Origin of the sequence: Micromonospora sp. NPDC052213 (assembly GCF_040679695.1) — a bacterium.
Lineage (GTDB): Bacteria > Actinomycetota > Actinomycetes > Mycobacteriales > Micromonosporaceae > Micromonospora.
Map to the genome: position 1 here is coordinate 1 of NZ_JBFAVI010000335.1, position 2,002 is coordinate 2,002.

General features: G+C 76.7%; 1 protein-coding gene. It reads left to right on the plus strand.

The window, feature by feature from the left end; all coding sequences use genetic code 11:
• Positions 1 to 128 precede the first annotated feature (128 nt).
• Positions 129 to 1,973, plus strand: coding sequence for a hypothetical protein (locus AB0L34_RS33690; RefSeq protein ID WP_363709705.1), 1,845 nt, complete (start codon positions 129 to 131; stop codon positions 1,971 to 1,973).
• The last annotated feature ends 29 nt before the right edge of the window (positions 1,974 to 2,002 follow it).

A 2,002-nucleotide genomic window follows, 5' to 3' on the forward strand; every position in this document is an offset into this window, starting at 1 on the left:
GCCCCCCCCGGGCCGGGCGGGCTGCCGCCCGCCCGGCCGCGGGTGGCCGGTATCCCCCCCCGGCCCGCACGGGCGCCCGAGTCCGCGACGGGGGGGGCCGTCCGGCCCCCGGCCCGGACGGCAGGCCGGTGCTCTGGTCCGCCGTCTCCGGCGAGCCGGCCCGGCTCGCCGCCATCGACCCGGCGACCGGCCGGACGGTCTCCGACCAGGAGCTCACCGGCGCACCCGGCTCGTACGCGGTGGCCGCCGCGCCCGACGGCACCGTCTACGTCGGCGCGTACAGCACCGGCGACCTGTACCGCCGCCGGCCCGGCCCGGACAGTCCCGTCGAGAACCTCGGCCGGCCGCTGCCCTCCGAGACGTACATCTGGCGGATCGCCGTGGACGACGCGGGCGTCGTGTACGGCGGCACCTTCCCCGGCGCCCGGGTCTTCGCCCACGACCCCGCCACCGGGGCGACCCGGGACTACGGCCAGGTCCTCCCCGGCGCGCAGTACGTCCGCAGCCTCGCCGTCACCGCCGACAAGGTCTACGCCGGCACCCAGCCGGACGCCCACCTCTTCGAGATCGACAAGGTCAGCGGCGAGATCCGGGAGCTGCCCCTGCCCGACGGGATCGGCGCGGGCACCGGCCAGACGGTGTACGACCTGAACGCCCACGACGGTCGGGTCTACGCCCGGTTCGGCTCCGCCATCAACGGCCGGCTCGGCGTGTACGACACCGTGGGGCGGCGGTGGACCGACCTGATCGACGACGTCGCCGGGCTGGACGTCTCCGCGCCCGGCCCCGGCGGCCTGGTCTACCTCACCCGCGCCGGCCGGCTCACCGGCTACCACCCGGGCACCGGGAGCTTCACCGACACGCCGCTGGCCTTCCCGGGTCGGGTGGTCAACAACCGGGGCATCGGCTGGGTCACCCTCGCCGACCCGGACTGGCCGGGCCGCACGCTGGTCGGGCTGCTCTGGCGGGGCGACATGTTCCGCTGGAACCCCGTCACCGGCCGCGCCGACGTGGTGCAGACGGACGTGCCCGGCGAGCCCATCCCGATCGCCGCGCTGCACGTCGGCGCCTCCGGCGCGGTCTGGGTCGGCGGCTACCTCAACGGCGGCCTCGCCCGCGTCGACCCCGACACCGGGGTGTCGACGTTCCAGCGCTTCGCCCAGGTGGAGAGCGTGCTGGAGACCGGCGGGCAGGTCTGGCTGGGGGCGTACCCGGACTCGCGGCTCTACCGGTACGACCCGGCGAAGCCGTGGAGCAGCCCCGAGTACTCGCCGGGCCTGCCGGGCAGCGCGGACAACCCGGTGAAGCTGCTCGACCTGAAGGCCGCCGACCAGGTACGGGCGCGGGCGCTGACCGACGCCGGGGGCAGCGTCGCCTACGGCACCATGCCCAACACCACCCTCGGCGGGGCGCTCGCCGTCGTGGACAAGGCCACCGGCGCGGCGCGCGTGCACCGGCCGGTCGTGACCGACCAGTCGATCGTCAGCCTCACCCACGTCAACGGCCTGATCGTGGGCGGCACCTCGGTCGACGGCGGATACAGCGTGCCCCGGCCCACCCAGACCGAGGCGCGGCTCTTCGGCTGGGACGTCGCCACCGACAGCGAGGCGTTCCAGTTCGTCCCGGTGCCGGGCGCGCGGGCCGTCCCGGCGCTGGCGGTCGACCGCTCCGGCCTGCTCTGGGGGCTGGCCGGCGGGCAGCTGTTCGCCGTCGACCTGGCCGTCCGGGCGGTGGTGCGGCGGATCACCCTCGCCCCGGGCGTGTCCGACAGCCGCGGCCGGCTGGGCTACGACGCCCCCCGCCACCTGCTGTACGCGCTGGTCGGCGGGCGGCTGCTGGTCCAGGTGGACCTCGGCACCGGCGCGACGCGGCACCTGCTGGACCAGCCGACGGAGTTCCTCGCCGTGCACCCGGACGGGCGGCTCTTCGTCGGCGCGGGCGAGCACCTGCACCGGATCACCGTGACGGGCTGACCCCGACGCGGCCGGCGGGCCGGCGATCT